Here is an 18,577-nt window from a genome sequence, read left to right on the forward strand (position 1 = left end):
GTTGGATCATTATGGAATTACTCATCTGGATCATTGTTTTTAGTCTGGTAGGCGGACTATTAAGCGTTATTGTAGCCTCATCCTTTTTATTATTGCCTGAAAAACATCGCACGCTGGCCGTACCACATTTGGTTAGCTTCGCAATAGGCGCGATGCTGGGCGCGTCTTTTTTGGGTTTAATTCCACATGCCATTGAACACGAGTACGCCATCGATGCGCATGCTATCGGTTTAACATTGCTTATTGGCTTACTCACTTTCTTTGCTCTGGAGAAAATGGTGTTATGGCGGCACTGTCATAGCCATCATGGTCATGAACATATCCCGGAATTAGACAGACCTGATCACCATGGTGGCCACCACCATAACCACAAACATAAATCTGCTGGTCCATTAATTCTGATTGGCGATACGATTCATAACTTTGTGGATGGTATTTTGATTACTGCTGCCTTTTTAACTGATGTTCATCTTGGTATTGTCACTGCATTAGCTATTGCAGCCCATGAAATTCCACAAGAATTAGGTGACTTTGTCATCTTATTACACAGTGGTTTTAGCCGAAAAAAAGCACTCTATTACAATATTTTGTCGAGTCTAGGCACATTAGCTGGTGCGCTAATTGGTTATTTCGCCCTATCCGGCATGCAGCATTTCTTGCCTTATGTCTTGTTAGTTGCAGCATCCAGCTTCATTTACGTGGCTGTTGCTGATTTAATTCCTGGCCTGCACGAGAAAGTCAAACCTATTGAATCTTTTCAACAAATCAGTTTGATTGCCTTGGGCGTCGTATTTATCTATATCGCTCACAGCACGCTGCATTAAATCATGGCGGGAAGGAACCCTAATAAAAAGATTTTAATTGTCGGTCCATCGTGGGTGGGTGACATGGTGATGGCGCAATCACTTTTCATTGCGTTGAAAAAAAACAATCCAGCAGTCACCATCGATGTCCTCGCTATGGATTGGACACGCCCCCTGCTGCAGCGCATGCCAGAAGTTAATGAGGCCATCAGCATGCCGATATCACATGGCATTTTTGGCTGGAAAATGCGTAAACAATTAGGCATCTCGCTACGCGATAAACACTATGACCAAGCGATTGTCCTGCCTAATTCGTGGAAGTCGGCATTAATTCCCTGGTTTGCAAAAATACCGCTCAGAACTGGATGGCTTGGTGAATATCGTTACGGCTTACTAAATGATGCCCGCAAACTCGACAAGCAAGCTTTACCTATGATGGTCGAGCGTTTTGTTGCTCTGGCTCATCCGGCATCACAATCCCGAACTAAACCGCCTTATGAAGCACCATTAATGATTGCTGAGCCGGCCAATGAAGCAATTAATCCTAAACGTCCGTCGAGCGAGCAAAAACGACTTATTCTCTGCCCTGGTGCAGAGTTTGGGCCAGCCAAACAATGGCCAACCTCTCATTACGCCGCGTTAGCTGATTTTTTCCTGACATCTGGATGGCAAGTATTGATTCTTGGTTCCAAAGCAGATGTCAGCACTGCTGAAGAAATCGTCAATCTTTGCCAGAATTCCTCGGACAATTTAATCAGCCTTGCTGGTCAGACACAATTAGAAGAAGCCATCGATTTATTAGGTACAGCCGATCAAGTAGTATCCAATGATTCAGGCTTAATGCATATTGCTGCGGCGTTACAGGTGCCATTAGTCGCTGTTTACGGCCCAACCTCACCGGCGTTTACACCACCTTTAGCCAGCAATGCTCATATCATACAAATTGATATGGACTGTAGCCCGTGCTTCAAACGTAGCTGCCCTCTGGGCCATCATAATTGTATGAAACAACTTTCTGTTGAAAGTGTTATCAGCCAAATAAAAGCAACAAGATGAAACCGTTAAACTCGCTTTTTTTAGATTTATCCCTTAGCAATACTCGCCTATTTACGGCGTTTTTTAGTCTATTATTTTCCATACTGGCATTCACTAATGATCAATTAATCAATAGTGATGGCGTTTTGTATATGAACATGGCAAAGGCCTATATAGATGGAGGACTTACTGCTACAGCCTCAATGTATGACTGGCCGTTTTTTTCCATTTTGATTGCAGAGTTTCATCAGTTTACAGGCCTCAAACTCGAATTTAGCGGACAGATTATCAACAGCCTTCTTTTTGTTGTTTTTACTGACGCACTGGTTCTTATTGCTAACAAATTATTAACGAACCTAAGATATGTTTTTATTGCAGCCCTGCTAATTCTGTGCTTTTCCACTTTAAATGACTATCGCAGCTATATTATTAGAGATATTGGTTATTGGGCATTTATCTCTATTTCCATCTACCGAACCCTTATCTTTTTAGAAAAACCTAGCTGGATAAATGGGATTTACTGGCAATTATCCAGCTTATTAGCCCTGTTATTCCGTGTTGAAGCTATTGTTATTATTCTGGCAACGCCTCTCTTCATCGTGTTCCAACTAGGATTTAGAGACGGATTAAAATCAGCTATTAAACTCTGTTCATTGTTTCTTCTTGGTGGCGTATTGGCTGCAGTCGTATTTACTCAACAACAAGGCTTAATGAACGCCTTCGGTAAACTGTTAAGCGTGACGCAGTTTCTTGACTACTCAGCTATCACAAATGAATTCCATAACAAGACAACTGTTCTAGGTAATGAATTATTGAACCAGTATTCAGAAAGATACAGCGGAATGATTTTGGCTTCAGGCCTGGTTTATATGTTATTGGCAAAAATCATTACCGGCTTATCGCCCCTTAATCTTATTTTATTTACATTTGCTAAACTCCAGCATAAGAAAGGATCATCTAACGATAATACTCGTCATTTCTTGCTTTTCTTTATTGGCATCAATCTCATTATTTTACTTGCGTTCCTATTCAAACATTACTTCATGAGTACTCGTTATGCTGTCATGTTAATAACTGCTCTGATGCTACTCATGCTACCTGCAATGTGTCGGCTGATTGATGATTACTGGCAAGCAAAAAATAAAATCGCAGTCATATTAATTCCGTTCTTGCTTGTCGCCAGCCTTATAGATACTTTCACTAGTAGTGTAAAAAAAGGCTATATAAAAGAAACAGCAATATGGGCGAGCCAACATTTGCCAGAAAATAGTCAAGTTCTTACCAACGATATTTTTATTGATTTTTATTTCAATGAAAATAAACCTAAGACGCCGCTAAAACTGAATCGAGAACTTGAGGTTTCACCTGATTTTGATTACTTGATCGTAGTAGAAAAAAAATCTCATCAAGATGATGAAAAGACATACAGTCACTGGGCTCTTAAACCTGTACATCAAAATCAAAACACCAGAGGTGACAGAGCTATCATCTACAAACTTATTACTCCACCAGAAATGGAAGAATAATTGCTAGTGAAACGAAATGTGTTACTACTGTGCCATGGATATGAAGCACCTTTTTTAAGTGTGGCTAATCAATATGCTGCCTTATTCAAGAATACCGATTTCCGGGTTATTACTGTGTTTATTAAAGGGCAACACAATTCCGAAGTCGTTGAGCAGTCTGGCGCTGATGAAGTGATTTTCTTAAATGCAACGTCTAAGCAAATGAGAGGGCTTAAACGACAGCTAATCAAAAAAGTCCGTCAGCTTCATCAACAATATCAATTTGAGTTTGTAATCGCTCACCGTTATAAATCCATCTATATCGCCAGCCATATTAAACATTTATTTGTTATCGGGGTGGCGCATATAGACGGCGTTTTTAGCCCTTTCATGAGAAAATTATTTGCTTTTTTACACCAAAAAAACTTATTGCTTTTAGGCGTATCAAAAGCCATTCGAGATGATATAAGAAAAAGTCTTTTTTTATTTGATGATAAAAAAGTACAACATCTTTATAACTCCCTAGACTTTGATTCGATTAGAGAAAAACAACTACCTCGAGATGAAGCTCGACGGGCCTTATCCCTTCCTGATGATCACTATTTATTTGTGAATGTCGGTCGTTTACATGAAGATAAAGATCAAACAACATTAATTAAAGCCTTTGCTCATGTTCACATGGAGTTGCCAAATACAAAGCTTGTACTGGCGGGAAAAGGGCGGCTGGAACAACGACTCAAATCATTAGTGAATGAACTGAATCTGACTGAAAAAGTTATTTTTCTTGGTATGGTTCCTGAGTTCTATAAATATTTGCACGCTTTTGATACTTTTGTACTTAGTTCAATTCGAGAAGGTTTACCGGTTTCTTTACTTGAAGCCTTCGCAGCGGAACAAATTTGTATTGCGTCTGAGTGTAATGGAAACGCTGAAGCAATTTCTGAGGCTGGCTACTCTTTTCCCGTGGGTGATGATAAAAAGCTGGCAGAACACTTGAAGACAACTTTTCATCTCAATAACGCTGAACGAACTAATATAATTCTCAAAGTGAATAAAAAAATTAGCGAGCACTTTACAGAATCTGCAGTCCGTCAATTTTTCTGGTCAATGCCTGAACTTAAAAAGCATTTGAAGAAATAAGTATTTAATAGTGTGATAATTTATGTCTGTGATTATGGTGAGAGAAGCAATCAGAGCGCTAGAATGTCAGGATTAAAACAAGCACAAACATTATCGGACTCAGATTATTTTGAACAGTTATGGCAACTGGATACAGAATGGTTCGAGCCCCCAAACCATAGACGTGGTGGCTGGAGTGGCGTAGTTAAGTATGTACTGGAAACAACAGATGGCGCTATTAATGTGTTTATCAAACGCCAGGAAAACCATCGCACTAAAACATGGCGTCATCCATTAAAAGGCATTCATACCTTTCAAAAAGAATATAACAATATCCTCAGACTCACGGCGAATCATATCCCGACACTTGAACCTGTCTATTTTTCATGTGATGCGTCAAGGGCGATTTTGGTAACAAAAGAACTTATTGGTTACCAATCTCTCGAAAACATTTCTCCCCTAAACTTATCAAATGCATCACGAAAACAGTTACTTAAAGCAATAGCTCATGTATTAGTGAATATGCATCAAGCGCATTTCCAACATAATTCACTTTACCCCAAACATATTTTTGCTAAGCCAGTCGCCAATGGCTGGGATATAAAAATAATCGATTTGGAGAAAATGAAACGCACTCTATTGGTCAGACAATCAATGCTGAGAGATCTGGGCACGCTGGAACGTCATGCTAATCAAGACTGGTCGATGAAAGACCGCGTTTTCTTTTTACAGCAATACTTCAATGAGCAACCATTATCTAAAAAGACTAGACAACTTTTGCATAAGATTGCTAAGCCCAAAAAAGCAAAACGTCATTAGTCGTGTTGACCGACTGCATGCGATATACTTACACGCTGTTTAACTCAAAGACATATATCACATCATGATCGTTTTAGGTTTGTCTGGCGCGGTAAATCACGACGCCTCTGCTGCTTTATATATCGATGGAAAGCTTGTAGCTGCTGCTGAAGAGGAGCGTTTTCTGCGTGACAAGCACGCCAAAGGAAAAATGCCTTATGAAGCCACTAAATTCTGTTTAGAACAGGCTGGTATTCGTCCCGATCAGATTGATATTGTGGCTTTCCCTTACGCTGAGATTGGCCTGAAATCACCAGCACGCTGGCATTATGCAAAACGTCACTGGTATGCCCCTGACCGCGCGCTGACTGCATTGTTTAGTGGCAACCGCCGATACTGGCGTAATCACCGCAATGTGATGAAGTTATTAGATGATCTGGGTATCGGTGCGAAGCGCGTTAAATTTGTCCCTGTTGAACATCATTTAGCGCATGCCAGTAGTGCCTACCATTTGAGTGGTTTTAAAGAAAAAACAGCCATTATCGGTATTGATGGTAAAGGCGAATATGCCACTACCTTTTTTGGTTATGGTGAAAATGGCAAGATTCATAAGATAAAAGAATTCTATGATCCGGACTCGCTTGGCGGTGTCTATGGTGCATTAACAGAATATCTTGGCTTTGAAATGCTGGATGGCGAATTCAAAGTAATGGGTATGGCCCCTTACGGTAATCCGAAACGTTTCGACTTTTCACGTTTAATTGACTACAAAGACGGTGACTTCAAGGTTAATACGAAACTGGTCAATGTCGTAGGCACTCGCCGTTTCAAAAAGAATGGCAAAGGTTACTTTTTCAGCCCCGAGTTAATCGAATGGCTTGGCCCAATGCGTGAAGGTGATGAAAAAGATGAACCATATATCGATTACGCGGCAAGCATCCAGGATCTCTTAGAAAAAACAGCCTTAAAACTGATTGATTTTTATCTGGGTGACATTATTAAAGAGACTGGAAAAATAGCTTATGCCGGTGGTGTTGCTCTTAATGTGAAACTCAATCAACGTATTATCGCTATGCCCGGTGTAAAAGAACTGTTTGTGCAACCAGCGGCAAGTGATGCGGGTACAGCTATTGGTGCTGCCAGCTATGCATCACAATTAGCGGGTGTACCCGTAGAAAAAATGGAGCATGTCTACTTAGGCCCAGCCTATACAACAGAACAATGTATTGAGGCATGCGAACAATACGAGCAGCCAGTTAAATGGCAAAAAATGAGTAATGTCACGGCTGAAACGGCTAAAATACTGGCGGATGGTAATCCGGTTTCCTGGTTCCAGGGACATATGGAGTTTGGACCTCGCGCTCTAGGTAATCGAAGTATTCTGGGTTCACCCAGTCATTCAGGCGTAGCTGACAGAATTAATGCTCAAATTAAATATCGTGAACGTTGGCGTCCCTTCTGTCCTAGTATGCTGGATACAATTGCGCCAGAAATATTACAGACAGATCACCCTAGCCCATATATGACATTTACATTTGATGTGGCTGAAAGCTGGAAATCACGTATTCCTGAAGTGGTGCATGAGGATGGTACGGCTCGAGCTCAAATCGTCACTGAAGCAACCAACCCTCGTTACTACTCACTGCTGCAGGAAATGGAAAAACTCACGGGCAACGGTGTGGTTTTAAACACCTCGTTGAATCGTCGTGGTGAGCCGATGGTATGTAGCCCCACTGATGCATTAAATATGTTTTTCGGTTCTGATCTACAGTATTTAGTGATGGAAGATATACTCATCACTAAGTAAGACCTCAGATTGCTTTAGCTATAACTGACGAATCAGGGTGTTTTTTTGATAAAAGCACCCTAAACTTTTCCCATTTCCGTTCAATCTTCTTTTTGCCGAAAAATCGAATATAGCTACTTATCGGAATGATATCTGAGTTGCCGATATTATCGATAATCAAACACCTCAATCCATCATTTTTTTGCTGCAAAACCATATTTTTCGGTTTGAGTGTCATGGTAATAATGTTCTGTTCTAACAAGTCTTGTTTCAATCTAATCAGAGATTGGCTAATGGGTTCGACTAATGCAGGTGTCGACGCCAGATTATCCAGATAAAACTCTAATGTTTTTGAAACCTGACCATCCTCGTCACGAATCAAATCAAACACCGCACCAGGACCCATATTGGTGTCTTCATTACCATAAAATCGTGGCAAACTTAGCCAGTCGATATTTCGCTGCTGTAAAAAACGATAATAAGCCTGTTCACGGCGAGTTTCTTCTTCACCACGTAAAACGACGACTTTAACGCATTTTGATTCATCATCAGGATGCACATGCACTTCTCTGTGCAGTCCCTTACCAACTAATGTTGTACTGGATAACTCAAGCATCACTGTATCCATTAGGGTTTTGACTCTGCCAACGCCATGCATCGCTGACCATATCATCAAGTGATTTCTCAGCAGTCCAGCCAAGTAATGATTTTGCTAACGCAGGATCAGCATAATTGATGGCAACATCACCCGCCCGGCGTTCAACAATTTGATACTTCACTTGTTTATTTGAGGCTTGCTCAAAAGCTGCAATCACTTCAAGTACGCTGTAACCTTGACCAGTACCAAGATTGACCGCTTTACAACATGACGCTGTTGCTTCAGATTCCAGCCAGTTAAGTGCTTCAAGATGCCCCCGAGCTAAATCCATCACATGAATGTAATCACGTACGCCTGTACCATCGATTGTGTCATAGTCACCTCCAAACACAGACAAGCACTCTCGTTTACCAATCGCAGTTTGTGTCACATAGGGCATTAAATTGTTAGGAATGGCACTGGGGTCTTCACCGATTAAGCCCGACTCATGCGCCCCTGCCGGATTAAAGTAGCGTAGCAATACAACACTTAATGTGTCTGGCGAGGCTTTCACCATATCTGCCAGAATCTCTTCTATCATCAACTTGGTGCGCCCATACGGATTAGTCGCTGATGTTGGAAATGTTTCATTGACAGGCATGGAAGCTGGATCACCATAGACCGTGGCTGAAGAACTAAACACAAAATTTTTCACGGAGAACTGTTGCATGGCCTCCAGTAAAACGAAGGTGGCATCAAGATTATTCTGGTAATACATCAAAGGAAATGCGCATGACTCGCCAACCGCTTTCAGGCCTGCCAGATGGATAACGGCATCAATGGCATGAGTATTAAAAATACCTTGCAATGCGGTTTTATCTCGGCAATCAGCCTTATAAAAGGCCAGTTTTTTACCGGTAATCTGACTGACGCGATCCAGTGCAATGGCTGAACTATTGCTAAGATTATCGACAACAACGACATCAAAACCAGCTTCTAATAACACCACACAGATATGTGAGCCAATGTAGCCCGCACCACCGGTAACTAATACCGTTTTTGTCATTATTTTTTCCTTTTCTGTTTTGCCCGTGAGGTAATCACTGCAGCAGCCTGCCGCGGCATACTATATAAATCTTCGATCGCGGCATAATGAAGAGCTTGCTTCGACCAATACTGTAACTTGTCTTTATCTAACATTTCCGCCAGATCTAAAGCCGTTTTTTCTGCATTCTCGGCACCCTTAATAACCCGTCCCGCATCTGCCTTAGTCACATGTTTGGTATAACCACACACATCAGATACTAAGCTTGGTAATCCTGCCACCATAGCTTCCAGAATCACCGTACCTGTATTTTCTTTTCTTGCTGGATGAATTAACAGATCAGCCGCCAGCAAAAAACGGGGAATATCAGAACGCCCCCCAAGAAATGTCACTTGCTGGGCAATAGAGGCTTGCTGTGCCTGGCGTTGTAAATAACGATTATCACCGTCACCTATGATCATGAGCTTGGTTTTATTCTTGAGCTTATCGGGTAATCTGGCTAATGCAGCAATTGCCCGATCAACGCCTTTAGTTTTGAAGCCGGTACCCACCATCAATACCAACCATTCATCTTGAGCAATATTAAACTCAGCGCGGACTTGCTGACGAATGTGTTCAGCATTGGCAGGACGTTGTCTATCACGATCAATACCTGGCGGTAAGCTGATTAAACGATTTTTAGGCGTCTGATAATGTTGTTCGAACAAGGCCTGTTGCACATCAGAAATCATCATCGACACGGTATTCGACTGCCTGCCAAAAACGGCTTCTTCACAAGCTTTATAAAATTTTACACGTCCGGAAAACTGTAAAAGCGCATACAGAGGATGTGACTTAATACGATCGATATAACAAGGGTCTGCCGCGTAATAAACATCCAGCCCCGGCATTTTATTAAAGCCAATGACCAGGTCGTAATTCTGCTGATGTAATTGTGGCAAAAGCTGATCAATATAGGATTGTAACTTGGCGTGGTTGCTCCAGCCCTTGGTTTCAATAATGTGCACATTAAACTGCTCCGGCACATCCCCTTGCCATTCCATCACATATACGTCGACTGTATCATCCGCTTGCAGGCAGCATTGCATGATATTCATAAAATCACGGGCAAGTCCGCCAAAAGGGAAAAACTTATACAAACAGACCGCGTATTTCATAAACGTGTATTTTGTCCCTGCAGCATGACTCTGAAAAAGGCTTCCAATTCAGGATTCTTCCAGTTTTTCAGGAAGCGTTTTTTATCTTGCAAGTGTGCCATGATCGCTTGTTTTTTATTGCTATATTCTCGCATAGCATCTAAATCAATAAGCCTGATTTTACCTTGCTTATCTAATAACAAGTTCTGCGCTTTCATATCACCATGGCCAACTTGCATCGTTTTCAGATCTGAAAAAATAGTTTGAATCTGACTCACTTCTGACTCAGTTGGCATGCGTTGCTGGTAAACATCTAACAACTCCTCGGCCTCATGGTATTCGCTAATAAAATAAGCTGTTTGCCTCAATGGACCAATGCGTTTTTCAATAAAGGCGAGAGGTTCGGTTGTCGGGATACCAGAAAAAATCAGTAAATTAGCATTGCACCATGATGCCGCGGCCCGACTTGGTCGCCAGCAGCGACTGAGTGCATGACCCAGATTCTTAATATTATAACGTTTGATAACGACCTCACGACCTGCCAGCTTTGTACGTACAACTGTCGCCGTATTGCCTGCTTTTAATACCTGAGCACCAGCAAATAATGCCTCAATATCACGGACGGACTGAAGTTGACTCTGTTGCCAAAAATCCCGTTTCGCTGCGACCTGCCAATGAATATTCTTTTGATAATACGTCATCGTACATGGACGAAAACATTTCTTAAGAAATTGTGTTTTACGTTGCTGCCATGTTTTTTCTAGCAGCAAAGCAAACTGTTGCTGCTCATCGGCCGAATAATGCCAATCACGACCTTCATAATAGGCTTTAAGCAAAGGCATCAAATGACTACGCTGTTGTAATGAAAACTGAGCAAATAGTCTGGCCAAGTTTGTCAGGCTAGTATCTTTATCAAGTGCTTTGCCGTCACTTGACTGTTTCACAGAGCCCAGGTCGATAAGCACAATCTCATCACCGCTAAGTAATAAATTATCGAGATGAATATCATCCTGATAAATGCCGCTCAGGTGCAGAGTAAGCATTAACTCTGATAGCAATGCCAAACGCTCAGTAACCGCCGAATCAAGGTGAAACGTCTGACTGTTTTCAATAAAGTCATACACCAGTGCTGAACCATGTGGCTCAGACACCGAGAGCAATAATTTGGGTGTTTTTACTGTCACAGGCTTGACCACATCAATACCTTGTAACTCTCGCTCAAAGTCTTTTTGGGCTTTTGCCTGATTGGCAAATAATTTAATCACGACATTTTTGCCGAAGCTATCTATGGCTTTCATGACCAAGCGTCGCTCTGGCAAGTCACGCAGAATTTGCACACACTGATAGCTGTTTTGTTCTAATTGCAGCTCAAACGGTAATTGCGGTCGGCTATCAGTGCTGATAATGGCATTAATATCTGACATATTATTCAGCATATAATTTATCTGCCCGCAGTTTAACCTGCTGCCATAGGTCAGCATATTGAGACAGTGCCTGGCGCAAAGGTAGCTGGGTATAGGCCTTGATAAAGCGGAACAAATCTCGCTGGGTCAGCAGCACTTCATAGGCAGAAAAATATAAGCTGCCTAAATCTTTTATTTGCCAGCGTAATGGCACTTTTTTCCGGACTTGAGCACGGTGAAGATCAATTAAATATATCGGCATTGAGGGCTGATAAACATTGGTCTCAGCAAACGACTTATCCAGCAAAAAATGACAAAGATAAAAATCCCGATGATTCATACCATTTTTATGCATGGTCCCAGCGATATGGGCTAGTTTCTGGATTAAATCGTATTTGCTTTTGAATGATGGTGGTGTCTGTCGCCACTGCTGCCCCAAATATTCTAGACTCATGGTATCGGTCAAATCATCAGTAATCACAAAAGAATGACGTTTCGCTGGATTCCATCCTTTTTCACCATAGCCGGCTAAGGTCATGGTATCCAGATGGTGAGACTGTAAAAACTGCACCGCCTGCCATTCATTTCGGGCACTGATAATCGGTAAGCGTAGAGACAACAGGTTTTTGAAAATTTCTTCCCAACCTACACCTTGATGATATTTCAGAAAGTAGCTGTGCTGCTCGACCTCGAAACGTAATGTTCGCCGCCCTTCTTTGTCACGAAAGATTTCACCTGGCATGGTCTGCAACCAAGGAAAAATAGCTTTATTCCGCCAAGCGAGGGCTAAGTCTTCACGTAAATACAGTGTGTGTGTTTTCATTCAGTTTTATGATGTGATTCAGTCAAACTCAGTCTTGCCTCAAAACCGCCAGTCAGTCTGAATTTTGTTAAACTGTCGATGTCGAAAAGTGAGATGTTATCATCACTACACCAGTTTAAGGGGAAGCCGTGTCATTTAAAGCCACTATCGTACGTCATCAGGCGATGATCGAAAGTCTGTTTGCACTTGAACCACAAGTCACAGCACTTGCTGCCCGAATTTCAGATTGTGTAAAACAAGGCAATAAAATTCTATTCTTTGGCAACGGCGGCAGTGCCTCTGATGCGCAACATCTGGCAGCAGAATTTGTGGTGCGTTATCACAAAGACCGTCGTCCCTATGGTGCCATCGCTTTAACAACAGACACCTCTATTCTGACGGCTCACAGCAATGATTATCAGTTTGATACTGTCTTTGATCGCCAGATTCTCGCTTTGGGCCGCTCAGGTGATATTGCTATTGGATTATCGACATCCGGTAATAGTGGCAACGTTATTAATGGCATCAAGACGGCTAAGGAAATGGGCATCTGGACCTGCGCTTTCACCGGTGAAGGTGGTGGTCAGCTAGCTGAGATTGCTGATGAGTGTGTGGCCGTTCCTGTCAAAGAAACCGCTCGGGTACAGGAAGGACATATTCTGATTGGTCACTGGTTGTGTGAAACCCTCGACGAGACAGACTAAATTTATTCATGACTCAAACTACTCTTCACACCGATATCGTCATTATCGGCGCAGGCATTGCTGGCTTATGGCTACATCATCGTCTCAATGATATGGGTATTCATGCATTACTCATAGAAAATGGACAAATTGGCCAGGGACAAACGCTTAGCTCTCAAGGCATTATCCATGGCGGCAGTAAATATGCGCTGAATGGTGTGTTATCCAAAGCCGCACAAGTGATTAGCACCATGCCTGCCCGCTGGAAAAACGCCTTAAATGGTGAAGGTGATATTGATCTTCGCAACGTCAAAAAGCTGGCTGACCACCAATTACTTTGGTCTAAAGACAAACTGTCATCAAAAATGGTGTCATTTTTTGCCAGCAAAGCCTTAAGCAGCCGCATGCAGCGTGTAGATAAACAAGAGGCACCAGCATTATTTCAGGATGCAGGCTTTAAAGGCACGCTGTATCAGCTTGATGAGCCTGTATTAGATATTCCAAGTCTGCTGACAAAAATCACTGAAAAATGGCATTCGCGTATGTTGTCTGTACCTAACAATAGCCAATACCATTGGCAACGTTCAGGACAACAGCTGGAGTCGGTTCAGATTGGCGATATCACTATCCATGCCCAACAATTTGTGCTGACAGCAGGAGAAGGTAATGAAGCCTTACTGCAATCACTGTCGATTAAACAGCCCAGCATGCAGCGTAGACCGCTACAAATGGTTTTATGCAAGAGCCAAAACCCCAATCAACCTCTGCCGACCATCTATGCCCATAGCCTGGGTAGTGGTTCCAAACCTATTGCGACAATTTCCAGCCATAAAACACAGCAAGGCGATACTGTCTGGTATATCGGCGGCAATATCGCTGAAGAAGGCGTTGCTAAGTCGCAAGACAACTTGATCACTGAAGCCAAGCAACTGCTTAAAAATATTTTGCCATGGTTTGAATTGCCAGCTCTGGATTGGGCGACACATGCGGTGAACCGAGCGGAACCCAAGCAATCCAGTCTGACCCGACCGGATAATGCTTTTATTGATTCACAACAGAATCTTCATATTTGCTGGCCCACCAAATTAGCTCTGGCACCGGATTTAGCCGATCAGGTACTTAGAGCAATTAATGTCGGCTTCATAGAAAAACAGACTTACGATAATCCTGAATTTCCTCATCCTGAGCTCGCTAAACCGTTATGGGACAGAGTTTTCTGATGGCCTATTTAGAACAAAAAAATCCAATTGCGGAGACGGGTATACAGGTTTCACCACTTGGTCTTGGTACCGTTAAAATCGGTCGCGATAAAGCGGTGAAATACCCTGATGGCTTTCAAATTCCTGAAGATGATCAAGTGATTACATTGCTTGAGCAAGCCTGGGAATCTGGTATTAATCTGATTGATACCGCACCAGCTTATGGTCGCAGTGAGCAACGTCTTGGACAATTATTAAAAAAAGTCCGGCGCGAATGGATTATTGCCACAAAAGCAGGCGAGTATTTTGATGCCGTAAGCGGTGAATCCCATTATGACTTTACGCCAGAATCACTGATTAAAAGCATCGAACACAGCTTAAAAACCCTGCAACGAGATGAACTAGATATTGTGTTGATTCACTCTGATGGCAATGATGAACATATCATTCGTCATCTTGGTGCATTGGAAGTCTTAGCAGACTTAAAACAACGTGGTTGGATTCGTGCCAGTGGTATGTCCACCAAAACCGTGACAGGTGGCATGTTGGCGTTGGAACAGTCTGATATCGCCATGGTGATGCATAATCTGCAATATCAGGAAGAACAAGCCGTGATTGAACAGGCGGCCAAACTTAATAAAGGCATTTTCATAAAAAAAGCACTGGGTAGCGGCCATCTGGCAAAACAAGCTGGTACTGACACGGTTCAGGACAATTTCGACTTTATCTTTAATGAGCCTGCAGTGAGTAGTGTCATTATCGGCACAATTAACCCAACTCATCTACATGACAATATCAATAAAGCGGTTAAAGCTTTAGCTCAATAAATTCGTGTTAAAAGTTAGTTTCGCTGATTAATTTTATTCACAATCGCCGTCGTTGAGCAGTTTTCCACCAGTCCCATAACCTTCACTTCACCGCCATAAGCTTCAACGATTTCCCAGCCGACCACGCCTTTTTTATCATAATCACCACCTTTCACAAGGATATCAGGCTGGATCAGTCGTAATAACTCCTCTGGCGTGTCACCTGGAAAACAGGTCACCCAGTCCACATCAGCCAATCCAGCCAAAACAGTTAAGCGTCTGTCTGCGGTATTAATTGGACGACCTTCACCTTTTAATTTTGTAACCGACTCATCGGTATTAATGGCAACAATCAGACGATCACCCAGAGCTCTGGCTTGTTGCAGATAAGTCACATGTCCAGCATGCAAAATATCAAAACAGCCGTTGGTAAACACCACTTTCTCACCACGTTTTTTAGCTTGTTCTACTGCCATTTTTAACTGCTCAACAGTGACCGCACCACCAATACAGTGATCGGTGTTGTTGATACCCTGATGACGTTCATATTCCTGACGCAGTTCAGGCTCACTGACTGTAGAGGTGCCTAATTTAGTCACCACAATACTGGCAGCCACATTGGCTAAAGTGACTGCTTGTTCCAGGCTGACACCAGCTGCTAATGCCGTCGCTAATGTTGAAATAACGGTATCACCAGCGCCTGTCACATCAGCTACTTCTTTGGCGATAGCAGGTAAGTGAAATTCAGGCTTATCCGCTTGCACTAGCGTCATCCCATGTTCACTACGAGTAATAAGAATCGCTTTAATATTCAGCGATTTAATCAGTGTTTGAGCTTTACTGATAAGATCTTGTTCTGATTCCACGGCGCCAACAACCGCTTCGAATTCACTCATATTCGGGGTAATCAAATCAGCGCCACGATATTTAGTGAAATCTTCACCTTTCGGGTCGACTAAAATCAGGCTTTGTTTATCCCTGGCTTTTTCAATCCAGTATTGTGGGTGAGCTAAGGTGCCTTTGTTATAGTCTGACAGGACAATCACTTTCGCGTTGTCTGTGACGTGCTCAGCTAAGTGCTCCATATCCTGGGCGACTTGCTCTGTGAAGCGCTTTTCAAAGTCGAGACGAATAAGTTGTTGATGACTGCTGATGACTCGTGATTTGATAATTGTGCAGGTATTGGCGGCTTGGTGAAACAGACAATTCACACCCACAGCATGAAGCTTTTGTTTGAGGACATTGGCAGCTCCATCAGCACCGGTGATGCCGGTAATATTGCATTGTGCGCCCAGTGAAGCAATATTCATCGCAACGTTGGCTGCACCACCTGGTACATCTTCCAAGCGATCCACATTCACTACTGGCACGGGTGCTTCAGGTGAAATTCGGCTTGCTTTGCCATAGTAAAAACGATCAAGCATCAAGTCACCAATAACAGCAATGCGGGCTTGATGGAATTCAGGAAAATCAAATTTCATAATGCGGTTTTATCACGCCAGAAAAGAAGTCAGAGGCGTTATTGTGCTTGTAAAACGGCAGCGAGTCTATTCCAGACTTGGTCTGGTTGCATCTCTGCCATACACACTGGCATGCCTGATTTTGCTTCAGGCAAAGGACAACGTCGTTTATAACAAGGTGAACACGACATTCCCGTGATCAAATGCTGTTGATTCTGACCCGCCGTACCAATCAGATGAGTATCTGTTGAACCATATAAGGTAATGGCGGGTTTATCCATCATCGCGGCCATATGCGCAAGCCCTGTATCACTGCACAGAGCAGCTTTGGCACCTTGCATAATAGCCACAATATTATCCAGCGGTAACCTAGGTAAGGTATAGGCATGGTCACTCACAGCTGCAATCTGCAAGGCACGTTGATACTCCTCATCATTGCCGGAGGGAATCACCACAGAATATCCAGCCTCGACCGCTTTTAAGGTGAGCGCCTGCCAATGCTGAATTGGCCATAACTTGGTTAACCAACTCGCGTTATGAACCAGCATCACATAATTTTTTGGTAACTCAAAAGCCAATTGCGGCAGCTGACAATGTGCTAAATCCACACCATATTCTGCTTCAGAGTCAGGCAATGGGTAATCAAGCGCTTTTGCCATAATCTGGCGCATACGCTCAACCGCATGTTGGTTTGGATTCACATTGATTTTATGACGATAGGCCAGATAAGCCGGTTTTTCGCGACAACTGTATTTATCCAGGCCAGACACTGGCCCTTTTCTTAGCAGGCTGACCAAAGCACTTTTCAGGTTATTTTGCATATCAATGACAACGTCATAGTCATCAAGATTTAATGCTTTATAAAAGTGACCGATCTCACCATTGAAAAAATGACCAAACCAGTTTTGCCGCCAGCGTCGATGTGAGGTCGTAATCACACGTTTCACACGTGGATGCCATTGAGGCACAGCCGCAAAAGCACTATCCACTACCCAGTCAAATTCAATATCAGGAAAGATCTTAGCGGCATCAGTGAGCGCCGGCAGAGCATGCATCAGGTCGCCCATTGAAGTCAGTTTAATTATCAGAACTCGCATCAGCTGTTTAATTAAAATCCAGCATTAAGGGATGCTCACGGTGATACTTGAGAATAGTTAAAAATGCATCCGGGTTTTTAATTTGGGTCAGCTCACCTTCACGTGGAAAGAGTTGATCCTGTAATCGGGATAGCCAGAAACGCAGTGCCGCTGCACGACAAACCATATTCCAGTTCGCTTGCTCAGATTCTGTTAAAGCACGCTTTTTGAGGTAGTGGGTCATAAGAGACTGATAACGGTCCATTTCAGGTAAACCATCTTCACCAACACACCAGTCATTGACGACAACAGCCAGGTCATAAAGTAAATATTCATCACTGGCAAAGTAAAAGTCGATAATACCGCTGAGTTTGTTACCTTCAAATAACGCATTATCACGGAACAAGTCTGAATGCGTCACACCTTCAGGTAGTCCTAACGTCGCATAACCTTGCTGATATGCGAGTTCATTTTTCAATATGCTCGCTCTTTCATCATCCAACTGAGGTAATAGCTGCTGCGCTATTTGTTGACGCCAGTCAGGACCGCGCTCAGAAGGCCGTCTTGATTGAAACGACTGCCCAACTATATGCATATCAGCCAGCACAGCTCCGATTTGCGCACATTGTTCTGTGGTAGCGGTGGTGTTAACCCCTTTGCCAGGTAATCGTACGACCAAGGCCGCTGGCTTGCCACATAGCTTCTTTAGGTACTGGCCTTGGCTATCTGCTTCAGGATGCGCAGAAGGGATGTCATTCATGTAGAAAAACGTCATCACATCAAGAAAATAAGCTAACTCGCCAAAAGTGTGATGCTCAAATAAAGTGAGCACGTACTCACCTTTACTTGTGCTGACAAAATAATTGGTATTTTCGATGCCATCACTAATGCCCTGATAGGACACCAATTCTCCGACCGAATAATCACTTAGAAACGCGACTAAATCGTCGCGCTCGACTTCAGTATAAACTGACATTAAAAGAACTCAGATAAATAAACGACTTACCACTCCAACAGAATCCAGTTTGGTACGACTTCAGACTGCAGATCAAAGCTTTTTGTCTCCAGAGAACCATCACCATCAGAGTCCATCAAGTAATAAGGTTTGCCAACAGATGGCGTGACTTTAATCATATAAAGCTGACCGTTCATCCGGTACTCTTCAACCATACGATCATCTTCTTGAATAATATTGATATCGGGCTCCATGCTTTCACCACTGTGTAATGGCTCAGGAATCACCGGTGGTTTTTCCATCACTGATTTTTCATCATCAGCCCAAACTTGGGTTGTCATTACCAGGGTAACTGCGCATACAATAGCGAATTTGTTAAACATGTGGAT

18 protein-coding genes are annotated in these 18,577 nt (G+C 42.8%); 9 read left to right on the forward strand and 9 right to left on the reverse strand.

The genetic code is table 11. The features are described from left to right. Positions 1-11: 11 nt before the first annotated feature. From BM232_RS05580 to BM232_RS05605, 6 genes are all read left to right on the forward strand, one after another. Positions 12-824, forward strand: a complete 813-nt coding sequence (locus tag BM232_RS05580) for a ZIP family metal transporter (protein WP_091712223.1) — start codon at positions 12-14, stop codon at positions 822-824. A gap of 3 nt (positions 825-827) precedes the next feature. Then, entirely contained in the window at positions 828-1,859 is a 1,032-nt protein-coding gene (gene waaF / locus BM232_RS05585) for a lipopolysaccharide heptosyltransferase II (RefSeq protein ID WP_091712224.1), read from the forward strand. Further along, positions 1,856-3,364, forward strand: a complete 1,509-nt coding sequence (locus BM232_RS05590) for a hypothetical protein (RefSeq protein WP_091712225.1) — start codon at positions 1,856-1,858, stop codon at positions 3,362-3,364. The genes waaF and BM232_RS05590 overlap by 4 nt, the downstream gene beginning before the upstream one ends. Before the next feature lie 60 nt (positions 3,365-3,424). Beyond that, positions 3,425-4,483, forward strand: a complete 1,059-nt coding sequence (locus BM232_RS05595) for a glycosyltransferase (protein WP_143092263.1) — start codon at positions 3,425-3,427, stop codon at positions 4,481-4,483. Between the two features lie 63 nt (positions 4,484-4,546). Next, the gene (locus tag BM232_RS05600) at positions 4,547-5,281 is read left to right on the forward strand and encodes a lipopolysaccharide kinase InaA family protein (RefSeq protein ID WP_091712227.1); all 735 of its coding nucleotides are present in this window, start codon (positions 4,547-4,549) and stop codon (positions 5,279-5,281) included. A gap of 64 nt (positions 5,282-5,345) precedes the next feature. Then, complete coding sequence (locus BM232_RS05605) at positions 5,346-7,067, forward strand: carbamoyltransferase family protein (RefSeq protein ID WP_091712228.1); 1,722 nt, start codon at positions 5,346-5,348, stop codon at positions 7,065-7,067. 4 nt (positions 7,068-7,071) lie between these two features. Here BM232_RS05605 and BM232_RS05610 read toward each other — a convergent pair whose 3' ends face one another. From BM232_RS05610 to rfaP, 5 genes are read right to left on the reverse strand one after another with little or no spacing between them, the layout of a single operon-like run. After that, entirely contained in the window at positions 7,072-7,674 is a 603-nt protein-coding gene (locus BM232_RS05610) for a YrbL family protein (RefSeq protein ID WP_177207261.1), read from the reverse strand. Next, entirely contained in the window at positions 7,655-8,689 is a 1,035-nt protein-coding gene (galE, locus tag BM232_RS05615; protein ID WP_091712230.1) for a UDP-glucose 4-epimerase GalE, read from the reverse strand. The genes BM232_RS05610 and galE overlap by 20 nt, the downstream gene beginning before the upstream one ends. Then, entirely contained in the window at positions 8,689-9,825 is a 1,137-nt protein-coding gene (locus BM232_RS05620; RefSeq protein WP_091712231.1) for a glycosyltransferase family 4 protein, read from the reverse strand. The genes galE and BM232_RS05620 overlap by 1 nt, the downstream gene beginning before the upstream one ends. Next, positions 9,822-11,228, reverse strand: a complete 1,407-nt coding sequence (locus BM232_RS05625) for a protein kinase domain-containing protein (RefSeq protein ID WP_177207262.1) — start codon at positions 11,226-11,228, stop codon at positions 9,822-9,824. The genes BM232_RS05620 and BM232_RS05625 overlap by 4 nt, the downstream gene beginning before the upstream one ends. A 1-nt stretch (position 11,229) precedes the next feature. Continuing rightward, positions 11,230-12,030 carry a lipopolysaccharide core heptose(I) kinase RfaP gene (gene rfaP / locus BM232_RS05630; protein WP_091712233.1) on the reverse strand — a complete coding sequence of 267 codons (801 nt, stop codon included), beginning with the start codon at positions 12,028-12,030 and terminating at the stop codon, positions 11,230-11,232. Positions 12,031-12,158: 128 nt separating this feature from the next. Between rfaP and BM232_RS05635 the strand changes: the two genes are divergently transcribed. Genes BM232_RS05635 through BM232_RS05645 form a run of 3 tightly spaced genes read left to right on the forward strand, consistent with a single transcriptional unit; the run spans position 12,159 to position 14,718 of the window. Next, on the forward strand, positions 12,159-12,713 hold the full coding sequence (locus tag BM232_RS05635; protein WP_091712234.1) for a D-sedoheptulose-7-phosphate isomerase: 555 nt from the start codon (positions 12,159-12,161) through the stop codon (positions 12,711-12,713). Between the two features lie 8 nt (positions 12,714-12,721). Then, complete coding sequence (locus tag BM232_RS05640) at positions 12,722-13,912, forward strand: FAD-dependent oxidoreductase (protein WP_091712235.1); 1,191 nt, start codon at positions 12,722-12,724, stop codon at positions 13,910-13,912. Further along, the gene (locus tag BM232_RS05645; protein ID WP_091712236.1) at positions 13,912-14,718 is read left to right on the forward strand and encodes an aldo/keto reductase; all 807 of its coding nucleotides are present in this window, start codon (positions 13,912-13,914) and stop codon (positions 14,716-14,718) included. The genes BM232_RS05640 and BM232_RS05645 overlap by 1 nt, the downstream gene beginning before the upstream one ends. A gap of 14 nt (positions 14,719-14,732) precedes the next feature. Here the strand turns inward: BM232_RS05645 and hldE are convergent, their stop codons facing one another. Genes hldE through BM232_RS05665 form a run of 4 tightly spaced genes read right to left on the reverse strand, consistent with a single transcriptional unit; the run spans position 14,733 to position 18,571 of the window. Further along, the gene (gene hldE, locus BM232_RS05650; RefSeq protein WP_091712237.1) at positions 14,733-16,178 is read right to left on the reverse strand and encodes a bifunctional D-glycero-beta-D-manno-heptose-7-phosphate kinase/D-glycero-beta-D-manno-heptose 1-phosphate adenylyltransferase HldE; all 1,446 of its coding nucleotides are present in this window, start codon (positions 16,176-16,178) and stop codon (positions 14,733-14,735) included. Between the two features lie 38 nt (positions 16,179-16,216). After that, entirely contained in the window at positions 16,217-17,254 is a 1,038-nt protein-coding gene (gene waaC / locus BM232_RS05655) for a lipopolysaccharide heptosyltransferase I (protein ID WP_091712238.1), read from the reverse strand. Positions 17,255-17,261: 7 nt separating this feature from the next. Further along, positions 17,262-18,209, reverse strand: a complete 948-nt coding sequence (locus BM232_RS05660; RefSeq protein ID WP_091712239.1) for a homoserine kinase — start codon at positions 18,207-18,209, stop codon at positions 17,262-17,264. Between the two features lie 26 nt (positions 18,210-18,235). Continuing rightward, the gene (locus BM232_RS05665) at positions 18,236-18,571 is read right to left on the reverse strand and encodes a DUF2782 domain-containing protein (RefSeq protein WP_091712240.1); all 336 of its coding nucleotides are present in this window, start codon (positions 18,569-18,571) and stop codon (positions 18,236-18,238) included. Positions 18,572-18,577 lie beyond the last annotated feature (6 nt).

The sequence above is a fragment of the Methylophaga sulfidovorans genome (assembly GCF_900114205.1).
In the GTDB taxonomy this organism is placed as follows: Bacteria; Pseudomonadota; Gammaproteobacteria; order Nitrosococcales; family Methylophagaceae; genus Methylophaga; species Methylophaga sulfidovorans.

What these genes read in the sequence shown, in the direction of transcription:
- BM232_RS05580 (WP_091712223.1), top strand. Translation starts at nt 12, where the DNA reads ATGGAATTACTCATCTGGATCATTGTTTTTAGTCTGGTAGGCGGACTA.
- waaF (WP_091712224.1), top strand. Translation starts at nt 828, where the DNA reads ATGGCGGGAAGGAACCCTAATAAAAAGATTTTAATTGTCGGTCCATCG.
- BM232_RS05590 (WP_091712225.1), top strand. Translation starts at nt 1,856, where the DNA reads ATGAAACCGTTAAACTCGCTTTTTTTAGATTTATCCCTTAGCAATACT.
- BM232_RS05600 (WP_091712227.1), top strand. Translation starts at nt 4,547, where the DNA reads ATGTCAGGATTAAAACAAGCACAAACATTATCGGACTCAGATTATTTT.
- BM232_RS05605 (WP_091712228.1), top strand. Translation starts at nt 5,346, where the DNA reads ATGATCGTTTTAGGTTTGTCTGGCGCGGTAAATCACGACGCCTCTGCT.
- BM232_RS05610 (WP_177207261.1), bottom strand. Translation starts at nt 7,674, where the DNA reads ATGGATACAGTGATGCTTGAGTTATCCAGTACAACATTAGTTGGTAAG.
- galE (WP_091712230.1), bottom strand. Translation starts at nt 8,689, where the DNA reads ATGACAAAAACGGTATTAGTTACCGGTGGTGCGGGCTACATTGGCTCA.
- BM232_RS05620 (WP_091712231.1), bottom strand. Translation starts at nt 9,825, where the DNA reads ATGAAATACGCGGTCTGTTTGTATAAGTTTTTCCCTTTTGGCGGACTT.
- BM232_RS05625 (WP_177207262.1), bottom strand. Translation starts at nt 11,228, where the DNA reads ATGTCAGATATTAATGCCATTATCAGCACTGATAGCCGACCGCAATTA.
- rfaP (WP_091712233.1), bottom strand. Translation starts at nt 12,030, where the DNA reads ATGAAAACACACACACTGTATTTACGTGAAGACTTAGCCCTCGCTTGG.
- BM232_RS05640 (WP_091712235.1), top strand. Translation starts at nt 12,722, where the DNA reads ATGACTCAAACTACTCTTCACACCGATATCGTCATTATCGGCGCAGGC.
- BM232_RS05645 (WP_091712236.1), top strand. Translation starts at nt 13,912, where the DNA reads ATGGCCTATTTAGAACAAAAAAATCCAATTGCGGAGACGGGTATACAG.
- hldE (WP_091712237.1), bottom strand. Translation starts at nt 16,178, where the DNA reads ATGAAATTTGATTTTCCTGAATTCCATCAAGCCCGCATTGCTGTTATT.
- waaC (WP_091712238.1), bottom strand. Translation starts at nt 17,254, where the DNA reads ATGCGAGTTCTGATAATTAAACTGACTTCAATGGGCGACCTGATGCAT.
- BM232_RS05660 (WP_091712239.1), bottom strand. Translation starts at nt 18,209, where the DNA reads ATGTCAGTTTATACTGAAGTCGAGCGCGACGATTTAGTCGCGTTTCTA.
- BM232_RS05665 (WP_091712240.1), bottom strand. Translation starts at nt 18,571, where the DNA reads ATGTTTAACAAATTCGCTATTGTATGCGCAGTTACCCTGGTAATGACA.